This window comes from Bacillus sp. FSL R5-0659 (assembly GCF_038008785.1).
GTDB classification, from domain to species: domain Bacteria; phylum Bacillota; class Bacilli; order Bacillales; family Bacillaceae; genus Bacillus; species Bacillus safensis.
In genome coordinates, this window is sequence record NZ_JBBOZU010000001.1 from 2,719,045 (window position 1) to 2,735,073 (window position 16,029).

The following is a 16,029-nucleotide window of genomic DNA, read 5'->3' on the forward strand; positions in this document are numbered from 1 at the left end:
TTTCCTCCTTATTTAGGCTTATAGTAAGCCATCCCATATGGGCTTTGTACTGTCGTTTTGTGTATCGTGGATTGTTTGTTTTGACATGCCGCGCGCTTTTTCAAGCTTGTGAATTCGCTCTGAAATAGGCAAAAGCTGCTGCTGAAGCACTTGCTCAAGCGCAGCTTTTTCTCTGCTGGCTGATTTCTCTAAAGAAGAAAGCTGATGACGAATTGGTGCTACGGCTTGCTCAAGCACCTTTTGGACAGGTTCTTCCCCAGTTTGATCTGTTTCCTGCTGTTCAGCATGCTGTAAGACGTTTTCGATGGCCATTTTTGCTTTTTCAAGCTCTCGTACTTGCTCCGTCGTCAAAGCGGCGTCTTGTTTTTGTACGGAGGCTGGCCTTTCACCAATCGTTTGAAGCACATCTTCTGTCTTCAAAATCTCCTGCACGATTGGCAGCAATTGCTCAAGCGCTGATCTTACACCCGCCTCATCACCATCACTTGACTGTAAGGTTTCCAGCAGGTGGTCTAAAACGCTCCAAAATTGTTGTGACATGTTTGCACCTTCCTCTTTCAAAAAGAAATTTTTCAGCAAAGAAAAAAGCCCTCTCTCATTCGTGCTTTGAGATAGGAGCTGATCTTGTTCTTCAATTGCTACGATGTCCGCCGTTCCTGCCATTGAATATCCTGTAATGTGGCCTTTCTGAATTTGATCCCAAATCTCTTGAGAAGCCTTTGTTACAAGCACCCAAGATCCTTTTCGAATCAGCTCACCGCCTACTTCAAAATCAGCTGGTGCAATGTATGATTCAACCACTTCTCCAACACCATGTTGAAAATCATGCTGCTTGTCAATGTGGCGGGCATCTTGCATAAAACCATGTGCTGCTCTTTCAATTTCTTTGGCAGACATAAAGTCTTGGTGTGCATCAGGTGTATTCGGTTCATACACGACACCATACACAAGGCGATGAGCATCTTCTGCCTTTGTCAGCACACTCACCTCTTTTTGAAAGTCAGGCTGGCTTTTCTTTGCCTTCATCAAAAAGAATTTCTTTTTGTTTGCGGCTCTGTCCACGTAGGAAACATGCGTAATTTTTGCGTTTTTTAATTCTCTTGGCATATGTTCACCCCCTTTCAAAAAAGCGCACGCGCTTCGGTTTATTCTTTCAACTGATCTGGCTCTCGTTGAGGCTGTTGTTCAGCTGATGTCATGCGGCTTTCTAAAGGTCTGTGATAGAGATCCTCCGGCCATTCCTCTAACGTTTTCCCAAGGATACGTCCCGCCAGATCTCGCAAATCGTTTGGTGACACTGCCCCAGCCTGAATAAATGGTGTCAGAACCTTGGCAATCTCTAATGGGTCTCTAAAGTCAGGACCATTTAATAGGAAACGGACATGCCAAATATCAAGATCCGGCAGGAAAAGGGTATTGAGTTTCCCTGTGATGAGGTGCCGTTCAGGCTGAAATACCTGTTCTTCTGTTGTTTTCCGCGCCGTATCGGCTGTCGCTTTGTTATAGTCTTGAGACTCACCTGTATAAATAGGCGGCAGTCGAAAAGCAGAGCGGATTTTGTTTCTTGTTTTTTCATCGTATTCTAAAAAGAGTGCATCTTCTTGCAAGATCTCTGCTAAGGATTTGAAATTCACTTTGACATTTGAAACATCTTCTTCTCCAGTTAACCCTTTTTCCGTCGGGAGACCTTCGACTTCAAGCAATAGAAACTTATGTGCATGATCAGAGCCTTCAATATCGTCCATATAATCTTGAAGCTGCTGATAGGATGACTCAGACAGCATTCCATTTTCGACAATGATGGCACCAGGTACGTGCCGCCCTTGTTTAAAATAAAGGTAGTTCAGTTCTTCTGCCTTGCGTGCCCCATACATATTGACGATGTTGCCAATCCAGCGGGGAATCCCATACGTTCCACTGCCGATTTTAAAATGAATCACTTCTGTTGCACGCAGCGGCTCTGGGGTGGTGTCATCGTATTTGCCTGTTTCACAATGTAAAATGCGGGGATCACCATACTCCTTGAAGAAGACTTTCTTTTCATTGATCACCTGCACATATTTACGGAATCGCTTCTTTCGATTCATTGTTTTCAATTCGCCGTTTTCTGTATACCGAAACTCGACGTCGACTGGCTCACTCAGCTTGCAAATGCGGATATGGAGCGCATCTAAATACTCGATTCCTGCCGGCTTTCCCTGGCCATCTCGGAGAACTTCTAAAAAACCATTCCCTGTTTTCTCCCGGTCTTCGATGACATAGCCAAGCACCACATCAGCAGACTCATCATAGTTCATGTATTTCGTAAACTCTTCAAGTCTTGTCCATTCCTTCTCTGCTGCCTTCTTTTTTGCCGGTTTCACGCCTTCTGCATTAAAGTCAAAGGCATATTCTACACCAAAACCAAAGCCTAAAATATTGGTCTTATACGCATCAATACATTGCTGAAGAATGGTTGAATATTCTGCCATACTTTTTAATTCATTAATATTGTAAGGCGGGGGAACAATGTCATCCTTTTCGTAGGAAAATTCATCTGCATACATTTGTTTTGTATGATCAGACATGTTTGCCTTCATAATGGTTGCTTTCAATTGTTTCATTGTATGGACCTCCTCTCTCTGTTTGGACGGACACGCTCCGAGGCAGTCTGTTTCAAATCTGTCACTTCATAATCATCCAGCGCATACCAGATGGCTGATAATGTGTGTGGATCGATTTGAAATTCATCTTCCTCTAGACGTCCATCCTTATCTGCCTTATAGGTTAGTGATTGAAGTTCATAGATGGTATATGGACATGCATCAGAACAAATAATTTTCTTAAACCGTTTGATCTTTTTTGTATACTGTAAACGTGAGCCTTGGAACTTATGTGCCGCCACCATTTGAAAGCCGCGCTGCCGAAAATAGTGAATGGTTTTAGGTTCGGCTGCATCGGCTTTAATCAGTTCTTTTGATTCAATGAACTCTTTCAAGTCAAGGGCTGTTTCATCATCTGTTTTCCCGCGGTCGTAATATTCCCAATAAATATATAAGTACTTTTTTTCATGATCGACAGCTAGCCGAATGAGCGCATTGTATGATTCAACAAATCCAAAATCCATGCCTGCTCGTTTCAGCGGTCTGTCAATCTGCTGAATGGCTTCTAATACATCAGAATGGCTTCTCACCTCAAACTGAGGAAAAACCTTTGTGCCATTGATCCCGAAATATCCCTTCCTCGCAATGCGATAGAGGTCTGGATCATACTCTTTCAGCTCATCCAGCTGCTTCACGTAGCTTTTAGGAAGGAATAGATTATCTTCTGCCGTGGAGTGATGGTAATACGTATCCTTGATAACAACGGTTCGCTTTTTGTATAAGGTTTCATCATCTAAAACAAAACGCTTCAGCTGTTCATCTCGAAAAAAATGTCTATACGTCCAATTATCCTGACCAACAGGATTGGTCGATAACATCATATAAAGCGGTAAGGATGGATGCCTTAGCCTTCCAAGCAGCTCTTTAAATCCTTCATAAGAAACCTCTGAACATTCCTCAATCCAAATGATCGAGATGTTGTTGATTGATTTCAATTTTTCAGGTTTGTCCAGCCCTTTAAATAAGATGCTGCTGCCGTTTCGAAACGTCAGTGCAAGCGGCGAACTTCGGCACTTCACCACATGGTCGATGCCGAGGTCGCTGACGATCTCTTGTAATAAAGAAAAGGTTGATTCGCGGTGCGTATCATACACGTCTCGAATGACAAGTGCTGTCCGCTTTTCTTCCAGCAGCTTTAAGACGAGCTTTAAAGCAATGTGATAGCTTTTAGAGGAGCCATAGCCTCCAACTAAAAATTGAAACTTTTGATTCCAATCGAATAGAAAGTGTTCAAAGTGAGGATTGACTTCTTTTTCAATCAATGGCGTCATGAGTCGTCCTCTTTTCGCTTGATCATGATTTGAAGATCTTCCTCTTTTTCTTCACGCACTGCTTTTTTTGTTTTTTCGATCGTCAGTTCAATTTGTTTCAGCCTTAATCTTCGTTCATCCTTCGCATGTGCGAGCTCTTCAAACTGTTTTATTAAACGCCTGAGTTCACCCATTGCACGGGATTGTGCATTTAGAAACGTCGCATGCCGATCCCATGAAAATTGAAACGAATATTCTTCTGAGGTGATGTCTAGTTCTGGCTGAATGCCTTCTCCTGTTTCTTCTAATGAAGAAGGCATGTATGCCGCCTTTTTCAACTCTTTGATCATGTCCTCTTGATCTGCTACATACATGATTCGCTGCGCCCGAATAATGGCTGCATATTGAATTTGAATTTGATCCCAGATTAAATCAAGCGATGTGCGTCCATCCATTTTCTCCATGATTTCAATCGTTTCATCTGAAAGAAATTGATTGAAGATTGAGTGTGCTTGCTTTGACGAAGTTTTTTGTCTTTGCCATCCGTATCGCCTTTTCCACGATTTGACGGTATGGATCGAGACATTGTAATGATCAGCAATTTGCTGGTACGTCATCCCCTTCATATAATCCTGCTTGGCCTCTATCCGTTTATCTTTCATTTACATTCACCTGCCGCCTCCTTTTAATTCGAATGATTCCCTTTGAAGGAATCATTTGTGTAGGGCTAGCAAACATTCGTTTGGTCTTTCTAACTATAGGTGGCAACTGTAAGACAAGCTTTAGCTGATTTATTTTGGATAGAAAAAACGCCTATTCAGCAGCTCTGAATAGGCGTTCTTGTACTTTTTTGGACATCTTCGTCCGCGCTCTTTCCATATGTTTTTGCACAGTTCCTTTTTTGACATCCAGCATGACCGCAATCTCGCTAAACGATAATCCTTGTGTTGTGTGCATAAAGAATACATCCTTTTCTCGATCTGTTAAAACAGACAAAGCTTCATCAATTCGTTTTTTGTCTCTCTCACTGACTTCTCTTTCTTTCTCTTGAATAAGGGTATATTCATGTGATAAAGCCTCTAACACTTCTGGATTTGCAAGAATGGTTCGCTGATAGACTGAACGTCTGTCTAACCCTCTGCGCGCACCTGGCTCTCTTCCGATTTGTAGCCATTCTACTACGTATTCTAGATCGCTCACCATACTGGCGATCATTTTTTTATCATGCTTGTCTTGAACGGACAGCTGATGTTCTTCTTTTTCTTTAAATGGTTCATATTGTTTTCTAGCATTCTTTAAGGCTCTTTTATATTCAATGAGTAAATCTTGCATATTCGCTCTCTCCCTTTTTTAAGAAAATAAAAAACGGACACCAATCAGGTCCCCTTTTAACAGGGTCTTGATCAGTGTCCGCAGGCTTTCCGTCTTGGACGTATTATGATTTGATGTGTTTAGTCAGTTAGCTGATTTTAAAACCAATCTCGTGATCTACTCTTGCAAAATGACCTTTTGCCGTTTGAATAATGGTTTTTCCATGTTCAGGTACATCCATTTGATAAGCCGTTCCTACATTTCCATCTAACACGATGACTTGAATTTTTCCTTTTTCCATCTCACCGACAAATGTTTGGTTATCTTGAATGAATAGTTGTTTTGGCTCGTTCATATGCTTGTCTCCTTTTTTGGTGATGGCCTCGTGCCACTACCTACCGTATTGATAATGATTTCAACTCTTTCACACATACTATAAAACTGGGAAACTCTTAAATCGACAATCTGCAGAGGGACTTGATCAGCTATAGAATGAAGTGCTTCTTGAATATGCTGTAGACTTGGCTGTAAGATGCTGACGTGTATCGGGCGTATCAACCCTTTTTCTGCGTATGTACGCTTTTTTTGGCAGTCAGCAATGTTAAGCGGCATGTGATCAAATAAACGAATTTCAAGTGATAGTGCGCCTTCTAATTTTTGCGGGCATTGTACTTTTGCAGCTGATCGTATTCTTTTCATCAATGTCTCTTTTGTTAACAAATGTTCATGTTCAATGATTAAATGGATGACCATGTTATGATCTCCCGTCATCCTCTGCCCACTGGCGGATGTCTTGTTCGTTTTTACTCGCTTTGAGCAAGCATTTCAAAAATGTCATGATTTGCTTCCATCGTTTCACGTCGCCCTGATTCCTCCTTTTTTGTCATCGACTTAGCTTTCAGGAGGGTCATATATGTCTCTTTCTCTTCTGCTGTGGCAAAAACAAACATCGGTTTCTGTTGATAAAAGGCGATCCAGCCGCCAGCTTGGTCTAAACAAAGCTGCGCTTCTTTTCTAGCATCAAACATCAACTGATGTCTCATCTTCTTCAGATCCCTCCAAACTGTCCTCAATTTCTGTTTGGTATCCATATCGTTTCATGTCATATGACCAGTAGCTTTTTGGATAACCAAAGTCACTCATCTGTGTCACCATTGGATGTTCAATATTCATTCTGCTCGTCTCCCCTTTTCTAAGAACTGATCTCCTTCTAGAGAATTACTCTTTTTGTGTAACTTTTGACCAAAAAAAAGCTCTTGAACACCGGTATTCAGCAGATCTGCAATATGCTTTGCTATTTCTAAGCTTGGCTTCGTTCTGCCCATCTCTATATTCGCATAGCCGCTTGTGTACTTATAACCTAATTTTTTCGCCATATAGGTTTGTGTTTTTCCTTGCAATATGCGCTCTTCTCGTAAATTTTCAAGTTTCATCTTTCCACCTCTTACTCAATATGTGTAAATTATATTCATTATGATAATATACACAAAACGAGTAAGTCAACCATATTTTTATTCTTTTTGTGTATTTATTTATCTTTTCCGTGTAATTCATGATAAAATTTACTCATAACATGAAAAAAGGTGTTTCTGATGGATAATTTGACTGGGAAGATTTTAACTGAATTAAGAGAGAAGCATGGATGGAGCAAGTCAACAGTTGCTAAAAAACTCGGATTAAAGGCGATGTCCACTTATGCAAACTGGGAATATGGCTTGAGAAAGCCCGACGGTGAAATGATTGTGAAAATTGCTGAGTTATATGGGGTCTCAACCGATTATCTTCTCACAGGTAAGGACAAAGACAGACACGATGACGATCTTGCAGACGATCCTGATTTGCAAATTGCGTTTAAAGCCGCCTCAGATTTTTCCGAAGAAGCACGAAGACAAACCATCGATTTTATTAACTACATTAGAGAGAAAGAGAAGCAAAAAGGCCGTCAGCCAAAACAGCGAGACGACCATTAATCACTCTTTCATCTGCTTTACGTTGCTGGGATGAACCCAGCTTTTTTTATACCTCTTTTTTCCCTTAAAAAAGAAAGAGCATATGAATAAAAAATCATGTGTTTTTTTAAATATATGTCTTTCCCGACATAATATGTGACAATTTTCACCATAATTACTCTTTTTTCACACATTTAAATTGACATATAATTCTATTAATATTAATATATGTATATACCAAAAAAAGGAGTGTTACCGATGAAAAAATTCATGAAAGTCTGTACATTGTCTTTAGCTGCTTTAGGTGCTCTTACGTTCTCCCAAACTGAAGGTGCTCATGCAGCTGCACAGCCAAAAGAACCAGTCATAGCAAAAGCTCCTATTATGAATAAAGTAATTACAGTGAACCGTACGCTTTCTGTAGGTTCTTCAATCGCCGTCTCTCTTCCAGCAAGCCAAATTTCTGTGTCGGGTGCAACGTATGCGATTCAATTAGATCAAACGGCTCCAAACTTCACTTGGATTCGTGCCGTACAACGCGGTTCAGTAACCGTTTCTTACTATAATTCACAAGGCGAGCTTGTCATTAACTATATTACGGTTCGATAAGCAATCTAGCTTTACATATCTGAAGGCGATGACATGGAGTCATCGCCTTTTGATGTTTAAAGTTGGTTTCATTTGATTCGTGATTGCCAACACCTCCCCATTATGTTAACTTTTAATAAAAATAAGTTAACATAATAAGGGAGGCATTAATGATGAAAGAGCAACTGTCTTTATCTTGGGAAGCGATAGCGGAGAAGGCCATGAAAAATGAACCGATTACGGTGCAAGAGGCTTTAGACATTCTTGAAGCTGACGATAGTGATTTGTTACCTATTATGCATGCAGCCTATCAAGTACGATTTCATTTTTTTCAAAAAAAGGTGAAATTAAATATGATTTTCAACGCAAAAAGTGGATACTGCCCTGAGAACTGTGGATATTGTTCACAGTCGATGATTTCAAAAGCACCGGTTGAAAGATATACAATGCTTGATCAAAAAACCATTGTGGCAGGGGCGCGTGAGGCTCTCAAAAGAAAAGCCGGGACTTATTGTATTGTGGCAAGCGGGAGAGCGCCTTCTCATAGGGAATTAGATGAAGTTACAGCAGCAGTAAAGGAAATCACTGAAACGATGCCTTTGAAGGTGTGTGCCTGTCTTGGGTTATTAAATGAAGACAAAGCGAAGCGGCTGAAGGAAGCGGGTGTTCATCGGTATAATCACAATATCAATACACATCACGATCATCATGATCACATTACGACAACTCATACATACGATGACCGCGTGTCGACCATTGAGCAGGTCAAACAGTCTGGCATGTCACCTTGCTCAGGGGTCATTATTGGAATGGGTGAAACCAATCAGCAAATCGTTGAAATGGCTTTTGCGCTTAGAGCACTTGATGCGGATTCAATTCCAGTCAACTTTCTTCATGCCATTGAAGGAACACCGCTTGAGCATCAAGAACGGACACATCCGATCAAAGCATTGAAAGTGCTGGCAATGATGAGATTTGTCAATCCAACAAAGGAAATTCGGGTATCCGGAGGCAGAGAGTTTAATTTACGAACACTCCAGCCACTCGCACTTTATGCGGCAAATTCGATTTTCGTTGGTGATTATTTAACAACAAAAGGCCAGCAAGTTCAAACGGATCATCACATCATTGAAGATTTAGGGTTTGAAATAGAAGAATGTGCGTTATAAAAAAAGTCTGCCGATTCACCGGCAGACTTCTAAGATTAGAATCTTTTATGAAAATCGACAGTTCCGCTTCCATCTTCTCGGTCAAAGCTGCCAACAAACGTCCAGTTAATATATCCACCGTCACCATTGTTGACAAACGTACCATCTTCAAATACCCAAATACCAAACGTAATACCGTCATATTCAACACTATCATAGTAGACAACATTGTTCAGACCGCTAAAGTCGTGATCTTGGCTTAAGTTTTGGACAACTACGTTGTAGTTTTGACCTGCTTCATAGAACGCACTGTATGCCGCGTTTTTTACGAATCCATCACGATTTTGAGATGATTTTACTGCTTGTTCAATTTTATCGGCAATGGCTACTGGATCAATTGAGACACTTCCATCAACACCTGTTGTTGTAGCAGCTTCAGCCGTTTGACCAAAAGTCGTAAGAGATAGAGGGGCAGCAATCATTGACGTGGCGATGACAGAACCAACAAACATTTTACTTGTTTTTCTCATATTTTCTAACTCCTCCTTTAATTGGTATGTTTATGTACTACCCCTTTCTCTGTCTCTTAAACACTAATTTATGAAAAAAAATTCTTATTCTACCAATTAAGAGGGTGTTTTTACTGTTTAATTAGGCGAAATAACAAAAAAACTACTCTTTTATAAAGAGTAGTTTACATATTACATGAACAGGATAAATAAAATCACACCTAGGATAATTCGGTATATCGCAAAAGGCACCAGTTTGATTTTATTGATCAGTTTTAGGAAGAATCGAACAACAAAGAGAGCCACAACAAACGCACTCACAAAGCCGACGATAAAGAATGGCAGCATGTCTGTTGTTAAATATTCAGCATTTTTCACAAGGGTTAACAGGCTTGCTCCCGCCATAATTGGCATCGCCATGATAAATGTAAAGTCTGCCGCAGCACGGTGATTCAAACCAAGAATAACCCCGCCTGCGATCGTCGAACCTGAGCGCGAGAAGCCTGGCCATAATGCCAAACATTGAAACAGTCCAATATAAAGCGCCTGTCTGTACGTCATGTTATCGACAGAGCTTGTTTCTGTTTTCCGTTTATTGATCCAGTCAGCGACAAGCATCAGCACTGCCCCTAAAATCAAACCGACAGCGACCGTTCTGACGTCAAATAAGTATTTATCAATATAATCTTCAAATAAGAATCCTAAAATGACGGCTGGAACAAGTCCAACAGCAATTTGGGCGATGGTCAGCTTATGCCCGCTGCGCTTTTGTTCTTCGGTGATATTTTTCTTTAAGCCCAATAAGTTTAAAATACGATCTTTAAACACGATCATGACAGCTAAAATAGAGCCTAACTGAATCACGACTTTAAATGTATTAGCCGCTTCTGGCGTAATAATTTCCTTTGATTTTAGCCAAAGATCATCGACAATGATCATGTGACCTGTAGATGAAACAGGTGCGTACTCTGTTAATCCTTCGACAATTCCTAAAACCAGTGCCACGAATAAATCCCATAGATTCATGATTTTCTTTCCTTTCAATTCTGATCTTTTGAACACGCCAAACATCTATGTCCACATAAAGACAAGCTTCCTTTATCGAAAGCTCGTCTTTATGATACTATATTTTTTTCAAAAAAAGATTATGACATCAAACCTTTTCTTCTTTATACAAATTGGACCGCATTTTAAACCAATCAAACAGGTGGGTTGTGATAACCTTCAGAACGGCATACGTCGGAATAGCGACAATGATGCCGATGACGCTGAACAATTTACCAGCTGTTAATAGAACAAAAATAATCGTAATTGGGTGAATATGAAGGTTTTTCCCCATCACCTGAGGCGAAATAAATTTACCTTCAATGAGCTGAACCACTGTCCAGACAATAATGAGTTTTAAAAGCATCACTGGTGACGTCACAAGTGCAATCACAATCGCTGGTGTAATCGCAATTGTTGGACCAAGGTAAGGTACTACGCTTGTACATGCCGCAATGATAGCAAGCAGCAACGCATAGTCAAGTCCAATGATCATATAACCGATTAACAGAAGAACACCGATACAGAAGCTGACAATAATCTGTCCGCGAATATACGAGCTCAGCCGGTGGTTCATTTCGTGAAGCACGATATGTGTATGTTCTCTCATTTTATTTGGAATGAATTTCAAGAAATAGTCAGGCAGCTTTTTGCCGTCTTTTAATAGATAAAACAGAATGAACGGCACCGTCACGATCGAGATGATAACTTCTGTGAGCGCCCCTAAGAATGTTCCTACACCGGTAAAGGTGCTTTCCAAAATCTTCGTCGCTTGACTAGATGCTTTACTTACCAATTCAGACACATTAAAGTTCATCGTTTTTTGCACTTGATTAATAAAGTTACTTCCCGTTAATTGTCTAATTTGTTCTTCTACTGTATCGACGTATTTCGGAAGATTATGAAATAGACTCATGGTTTGAGCTTGTAAAAAAGGAATAATAGACACGATGGTCACTGTAATAATCCCAATAATGACAAGATATAAAAGCAAAATGGAATAGATCCGCTTGATTCTTGCTTTCTCTAACAAGTTGACAATTGGATTTAATAAATAATACACAACCCCCGTTAAAATAATCGGTAAGGCAATGGTTTTGACGAGTACAATGAGCGGTGTGAAAATAAATGATGTTTTCATGAAAACAAGGATATTCAATCCGATTAATAGCAGGACGAGTAAAAAGAGAACAAACTTGTTATCAAGAAAAAATTTTCTAAATCGACTGCTCCACATTTGCATAGAATTCATATCGTTCCTCCAAACACGGGCTATTTTATGAGTAAATTGTACACTACTTGATCATGATATGGTGATCATTGTTTCAGCTTTTTTTCCCATTTTGCAATAGACATCGCCCATATAATGAGAATCGGCTGTCCAATAAGTCTTATCCATAGCAAAGCTTGTTCTGTATTTTCTTGACCTGGAAATGGTATTCCCTCACGTGCAGCAAATAAGTTTGCCGGGAAAATGAGTACAAGATAGACAGCAATGAATTTTGCCGCTGCAATCCTAGAATTCGGCAAAAGCAGCAGCACGACCAGCAGCCATTCAAGACATGCAGTCACATAGACCATTACATATGGAAATGGCCAGCTTGGCATCATGCGAGCAAAGCCGCCCGGCTCTATTACATGAAAAATACCAGCAACTATGAATAAAAGCGCAAAGGTGTATGTACTTCCTATATGCAGGACGCGCTTCATGTTTCCTCCTCTCCCTTCTATCCTGAGTATTACCCGAAGAAGGAAGAAACTACCCACTTTTCGTACATTTATATCCTTTATGTAAGACGCATCAGCCTATATAAAGGTTTCATCCGCTTTTCAATAAAAAGAATATTCTTTCATACAAACGCTTTCAAAGCATGTATAATCAGAGGAAAGCAGAAGGAGGGAATCACATGATTCGATTTGCTGTCATCGGAACGAACTGGATTACAGATCGGTTCTTACAAGCTGGTGAAGGAATCGCTGACTTTACATGTACAGCCGTCTATTCACGATCCGCTGAAAAAGGACAGGCCTTTGCCGAAAAATACGGGATTGAGACGGTATTTACGAACTTACAACAAATGGCGGAAAGTGATACGTTCGATGCCGTGTATATTGCGAGTCCAAATGCCCTTCATAAAGAGCAAGCTATGTTGATGATGGAGCATCAAAAGCATGTTTTATGCGAAAAACCATTCGCCTCTCATCGAAAAGAAGTGGAAGAAATGATTGCCGCAGCAAAAAAACATCAAGTGTGTTTGATGGAAGCGATGAAAACGACATTTCTGCCAAACTTTCTGCAAATCAAACAGCACCTTGATCAGCTTGGACCTATCAGGCAAGTGGTCGCGCATTACTGTAAATATTCCTCAAGATACGATGCCTATCGAAACGGCGAGCTTCCAAATGCCTTTAAACCGGAGTTATCCAATGGTTCGTTAATGGATATCGGGGTGTACCTCGTTTACCCAGTCATATCCTTATTTGGTCTGCCGAATCAAATCACCGCGAGAGGCTATAAGCTTTCTTCTGGTGTGGATGGAAATGGTTCAGTCCTTTTACAGTATGACGGGCATCAAGCACTTCTTTTTCATTCTAAAATTTCAACGTCTCATTTATCCGCTGAAATTCAAGGCGAGGATGCCACGATGGTGATTGATCAATTCCACCGGCCTTCACGAATCACGATACATCATCGTGACGGACATCAAACTGACATCTCGCTCAAAGATGATCAGCCAGCTATGTCTTATGAAATCAATCATTTTATTGAGTGCATTCAGCAGGGAATGGGGCAGTCTCCGGTCAATACATTTGCTTTATCTGTTCAAACCATGTCCGTCATGGACGAAGCAAGAAGACAAATGGGCGTGATGTATCCTGCCGACAGACAAAATGTATAGGGCATAAAATGATGAACAAAGGGCGAATTATTTTTTGGTTCGCCCTTTGTTTTTTACGTTTCGTGTCAGTCGCTTATTTTGCCGCTAACACATCCGCAAATGCTTTCACATACGGCGGAAGGTCCGGCGGACGTCTGCTGGAGATGAGGTGACCATCTGTGACGACCGCCTCATCGAACCAGTCCGCACCGGCATTTGTCATATCATCTTTAATACCAGGTGTACTTGTCACTTGTCTGCCTTTCAGGATTCCTGCTGAAATCAGCACCCAGCCGGCATGGCAAATCTGTCCGATTGGTTTTGCCTTCGCATCAAATGTACGGACGATGTCTAATACTTTTGGATAACGGCGCAGTTTATCAGGCGCCCATCCGCCAGGGACAAGCACAGCATCATAATCATCAGCTTGAATGGAATAAAAATCTGCATCAGATACCGCCGGCACACCATACTTCCCGATGTACTCATGATTTGCTTTTTCACCTACAAGATGGACAGTCGCCCCTTCTTCTCTTAAACGCAGAACTGGATACCACAGCTCTAAATCTTCAAAATCATCACTGACAAACGCAATGACCTTCTTATCTAATAAACGCATTCTATCTCTCCTCTTCTTTCGATTTCCTCTATTGTACGAGATGTCCTCTTAAAAAGAAAAGCGGTTCCCCTCGAGGAGAACCACTTGACCTTATTCGCTGATCTTGAATTTTTTAATTAAATCGCGTAATTCTTCTGCCATTTGGGAAAGAGTCGTGGATGAAGAACTAATCTCCTCCATCGAAGCAAGCTGTTCTTCTGCTGAAGCTGCGATATCTTGGATACTTGCTGAACTCTCTCTTGATACATCTGCAATTTCATTCACTGCTTTAGAAATTTGCTCAGAACCTTTCGACAGCTCGCGCACTGTTGTATTCATTTCATTCATTCTTGCTGCAATTTCCGCTGTTTGCTCATTTATTTGTGAGAAGCTTTCTTTCGTTTGATCTGTAATAGTAAGACCGTTCTTTACTTCTTCATTCACTGCTTTGAACATATTTTGAGATGTTTCAATTTCAGAGACGATTTCATTCACAAGCTTTTCAATCTCTTTTGCTGAATCTGATGATTGAACCGCTAGTTTACGCACTTCTTCCGCAACAACAGAGAAGCCTCTGCCTGACTCGCCTGCGCGTGCTGCTTCAATAGCGGCATTTAGTGCAAGTAAATTCGTTTGATCCGCTATGCCGTTAATCACGCCTAGGATGTTTGTGATATCTTTTGATTTATGCTCGAGTCCGTTAATCACGCCTTCAGCTTCTTTCACTGAATGGTCAATCGTCTTCATTTGGCCGACAGTTTGCTCCACAAGCTGGCCGCCTGTTTCTGCGACTGTTTTTGATTGAACAGATGACGCTGTGATGACATCAGACGTTTCAGCAACTTCGTTCAGTCCTTCATTCATTTGTTTTAAATGAACTGCGCTTTGCTCCACCATTTCGCTTTGATTTTCATTGCCGTTTGAGAATGTTTCAATAGACGATGTAATATGTTCGGTTGCTTTTGTTGTTTGACCTGCACTTGCCGTCAGTTCTTCAGATGATGAAGCGACATTCTCAACAGATGTTTGTACAGCTTGAATGACATCTCTTAGAGACTCACTCATTTCATTAAAGCTTGTGCCAAGCTGTCCAATTTCATCTTTTGAGTGGACATCAATTTTTTCTGTCAAATCTCCCTGACTGATCTTCTTCGAAGAAGAGACAAGAGTGGAAAGTGGTTTTGTAATGGAACGGATGATAAAGAAGATCAGAATCCCGCCAATGATAAGCGCGCCGGCTAAAATGATGGCGGCCATATTAAAAACTGGCTGTGCAGCTTCTTCTACTTCACTGACAAACATCGTCCCGACAATCTTCCAGCCAGTCGCCTTGTTTGTCGTGAACTCCATTTGCTTTTCTTTCCCTTCAAACATATAACTCATAGATCCGTTATCTTGTGAGTACATTTTTTCTAACCATTCACCAGATAATTTCGTTCCTGCTTTTTTCTTTGGATGTGCCACATATGTGCGGTCCGGACTTCCAATAAAGGCATAGCCTTGTTTCCCAATGTTAATGCTATTGGACTCTTTTACTAGATTCGCAATGTCTAGGTTCATCGCGATGACGCCTGATCCATCCTCTAGTTTTTTAGAAATCGTTACCACCAGCGTACCGGTTGATGCCGTTGCATATGGAGCTGAAATAGACAGCTCACCGTTTTTCGCCCAGCCGTCTTTATACCAATCCCGCTCAGTTGCGACATAATCGGCAGGCATTTTTTGATTAGGATATCTTGAAAACACTTTGCCGTCACTTGAAGCGACAAAAATACCTTCTGTGTCATCATTCATACTCATGAACTGCTCAAAGCGTCCTTGAATATCGGTCGTGCCTTTTTGCTTGAGCTTTTTCTCCGTGATCCATTTGCTAAAGAAATCGGCTGCGTCTGTTTTCACTTTTACAACCTTCGTAATATTTTTATCTAGCTGCTCTACATTTTCCTTTGCGCTTTGCATAATTTGATCATTTAAGGAGGTGCTTGCCGTATGATATGAAGAGAATGCCAATACGATGATTGGGCATAAAAGAATAAATAAGAAAGAGAATACGAGCTTTTTTGATATAGATGGCTTTCTGAAATACTGTATGAATTTCATAAAAAAGAAAA

Annotated in this window: 20 protein-coding genes; 4 read left to right on the plus strand and 16 right to left on the minus strand. The window is 40.8% G+C overall.

Features of this window, described 5'->3' with window-relative positions:
• Nucleotides 1–18: 18 nt before the first annotated feature.
• The 10 genes from NSQ72_RS14065 to NSQ72_RS14110 all read right to left on the minus strand — a co-directional run bounded on the left by NSQ72_RS14065 (nt 19) and on the right by NSQ72_RS14110 (nt 6,636).
• Entirely contained in the window at nt 19–1,107 is a 1,089-nt protein-coding gene (locus tag NSQ72_RS14065; RefSeq protein WP_341084330.1) for an XkdF-like putative serine protease domain-containing protein, read from the minus strand.
• Between the two features lie 38 nt (nt 1,108–1,145).
• A complete protein-coding gene (locus NSQ72_RS14070) occupies nt 1,146–2,603 on the minus strand; it encodes a phage portal protein (RefSeq protein ID WP_039181005.1) in 1,458 nt (485 codons plus the stop codon).
• Complete coding sequence (locus NSQ72_RS14075) at nt 2,600–3,901, minus strand: PBSX family phage terminase large subunit (RefSeq protein WP_180272438.1); 1,302 nt, start codon at nt 3,899–3,901, stop codon at nt 2,600–2,602. Before NSQ72_RS14075 ends, NSQ72_RS14070 begins: the two co-directional genes overlap by 4 nt.
• 8 nt (nt 3,902–3,909) lie before the next feature.
• A complete protein-coding gene (terS, locus tag NSQ72_RS14080; protein ID WP_024423266.1) occupies nt 3,910–4,554 on the minus strand; it encodes a phage terminase small subunit in 645 nt (214 codons plus the stop codon).
• Between the two features lie 151 nt (nt 4,555–4,705).
• Nucleotides 4,706–5,224 (minus strand): sigma-70 family RNA polymerase sigma factor, encoded by a 519-nt coding sequence (locus NSQ72_RS14085; protein ID WP_039181011.1) that lies wholly within the window; start codon nt 5,222–5,224, stop codon nt 4,706–4,708.
• 127 nt (nt 5,225–5,351) lie between these two features.
• Entirely contained in the window at nt 5,352–5,504 is a 153-nt protein-coding gene (locus NSQ72_RS14090; RefSeq protein WP_371412189.1) for an XtrA/YqaO family protein, read from the minus strand.
• 50 nt (nt 5,505–5,554) lie between these two features.
• On the minus strand, nt 5,555–5,956 hold the full coding sequence (locus NSQ72_RS14095; RefSeq protein WP_059375845.1) for a hypothetical protein: 402 nt from the start codon (nt 5,954–5,956) through the stop codon (nt 5,555–5,557).
• Between the two features lie 50 nt (nt 5,957–6,006).
• Nucleotides 6,007–6,246 (minus strand): hypothetical protein, encoded by a 240-nt coding sequence (locus tag NSQ72_RS14100; RefSeq protein WP_107163135.1) that lies wholly within the window; start codon nt 6,244–6,246, stop codon nt 6,007–6,009.
• Complete coding sequence (locus NSQ72_RS14105; RefSeq protein WP_181286102.1) at nt 6,224–6,376, minus strand: hypothetical protein; 153 nt, start codon at nt 6,374–6,376, stop codon at nt 6,224–6,226. Before NSQ72_RS14105 ends, NSQ72_RS14100 begins: the two co-directional genes overlap by 23 nt.
• Nucleotides 6,373–6,636: a helix-turn-helix transcriptional regulator gene (locus NSQ72_RS14110; RefSeq protein WP_341084333.1), complete on the minus strand. Its 264-nt coding sequence runs from the start codon at nt 6,634–6,636 to the stop codon at nt 6,373–6,375. The genes NSQ72_RS14105 and NSQ72_RS14110 overlap by 4 nt, the downstream gene beginning before the upstream one ends.
• A 159-nt stretch (nt 6,637–6,795) precedes the next feature.
• Here NSQ72_RS14110 and NSQ72_RS14115 point away from each other — a divergent pair, with 159 nt between their 5' ends.
• From NSQ72_RS14115 to bioB, 3 genes are all read left to right on the plus strand, one after another.
• Complete coding sequence (locus NSQ72_RS14115) at nt 6,796–7,173, plus strand: helix-turn-helix domain-containing protein (RefSeq protein WP_341084335.1); 378 nt, start codon at nt 6,796–6,798, stop codon at nt 7,171–7,173.
• A 237-nt stretch (nt 7,174–7,410) separates the two neighbouring features.
• Complete coding sequence (locus NSQ72_RS14120) at nt 7,411–7,761, plus strand: hypothetical protein (protein ID WP_039181025.1); 351 nt, start codon at nt 7,411–7,413, stop codon at nt 7,759–7,761.
• A 152-nt stretch (nt 7,762–7,913) separates the two neighbouring features.
• Entirely contained in the window at nt 7,914–8,909 is a 996-nt protein-coding gene (gene bioB / locus NSQ72_RS14125) for a biotin synthase BioB (RefSeq protein ID WP_341084338.1), read from the plus strand.
• 35 nt (nt 8,910–8,944) lie between these two features.
• On the opposite strand, the gene NSQ72_RS14130 is transcribed toward bioB, so the two are convergent.
• The 4 genes from NSQ72_RS14130 to NSQ72_RS14145 form a co-directional block, all read right to left on the minus strand.
• Nucleotides 8,945–9,418, minus strand: coding sequence for a hypothetical protein (locus NSQ72_RS14130; protein WP_024423274.1), 474 nt, complete (start codon nt 9,416–9,418; stop codon nt 8,945–8,947).
• Between the two features lie 171 nt (nt 9,419–9,589).
• Nucleotides 9,590–10,423, minus strand: a complete 834-nt coding sequence (locus tag NSQ72_RS14135) for an undecaprenyl-diphosphate phosphatase (RefSeq protein ID WP_039183288.1) — start codon at nt 10,421–10,423, stop codon at nt 9,590–9,592.
• 127 nt (nt 10,424–10,550) lie between these two features.
• Nucleotides 10,551–11,693: an AI-2E family transporter gene (locus NSQ72_RS14140; RefSeq protein WP_039181030.1), complete on the minus strand. Its 1,143-nt coding sequence runs from the start codon at nt 11,691–11,693 to the stop codon at nt 10,551–10,553.
• Between the two features lie 65 nt (nt 11,694–11,758).
• Complete coding sequence (locus NSQ72_RS14145; RefSeq protein WP_341084339.1) at nt 11,759–12,151, minus strand: DoxX family protein; 393 nt, start codon at nt 12,149–12,151, stop codon at nt 11,759–11,761.
• A 197-nt stretch (nt 12,152–12,348) separates the two neighbouring features.
• On the opposite strand from NSQ72_RS14145, the gene NSQ72_RS14150 reads away from it, so the two are divergent.
• Nucleotides 12,349–13,341 (plus strand): Gfo/Idh/MocA family oxidoreductase, encoded by a 993-nt coding sequence (locus NSQ72_RS14150; RefSeq protein ID WP_064498113.1) that lies wholly within the window; start codon nt 12,349–12,351, stop codon nt 13,339–13,341.
• A 73-nt stretch (nt 13,342–13,414) separates the two neighbouring features.
• Here NSQ72_RS14150 and NSQ72_RS14155 read toward each other — a convergent pair whose 3' ends face one another.
• Entirely contained in the window at nt 13,415–13,939 is a 525-nt protein-coding gene (locus NSQ72_RS14155) for a type 1 glutamine amidotransferase domain-containing protein (RefSeq protein WP_341084342.1), read from the minus strand.
• Nucleotides 13,940–14,029: 90 nt separating this feature from the next.
• Complete coding sequence (gene tlpB, locus NSQ72_RS14160) at nt 14,030–16,018, minus strand: methyl-accepting chemotaxis protein TlpB (protein WP_058838059.1); 1,989 nt, start codon at nt 16,016–16,018, stop codon at nt 14,030–14,032.
• Nucleotides 16,019–16,029: the final 11 nt, after the last annotated feature.